The 241-nt window shown below is 58.1% G+C and carries 1 rRNA gene; it reads left to right on the top strand.

Features of this window, described 5'->3' with window-relative positions:
• Positions 1–170: ribosomal RNA gene (locus AC2W7L_RS18515) — 16S ribosomal RNA — on the top strand; the annotation flags it as partial.
• Between the last annotated feature and the right edge of the window lie 71 nt (positions 171–241).

The raw sequence follows: 241 nt of genomic DNA, 5'->3' as shown, positions 1-241 counted from the left end.
GAATACGTTCCCGGGCCTTGTACACACCGCCCGTCAAGTCACGAAAGTCGGTAACACCCGAAGCCGGTGTCCCAACCCTTGTGGAGGGGGCCGTCTAAGGTGGGACTGGTGATTGGGACTAGTCGTAACAAGGTAGCCGTACCGGAAGGTGCGGCTGGATCACCTCCTTTCTAAGGAGCACACATTAAGAACCCCAACGAACCGGCCGCACGTGTTGGTGTTGGGAGCTCAAGGGTGGAAC

This window comes from Brevibacterium sp. LAARM3_SD1 (assembly GCF_057364765.1).
This window is presented reverse-complemented; position numbering and strand designations above follow the sequence as displayed.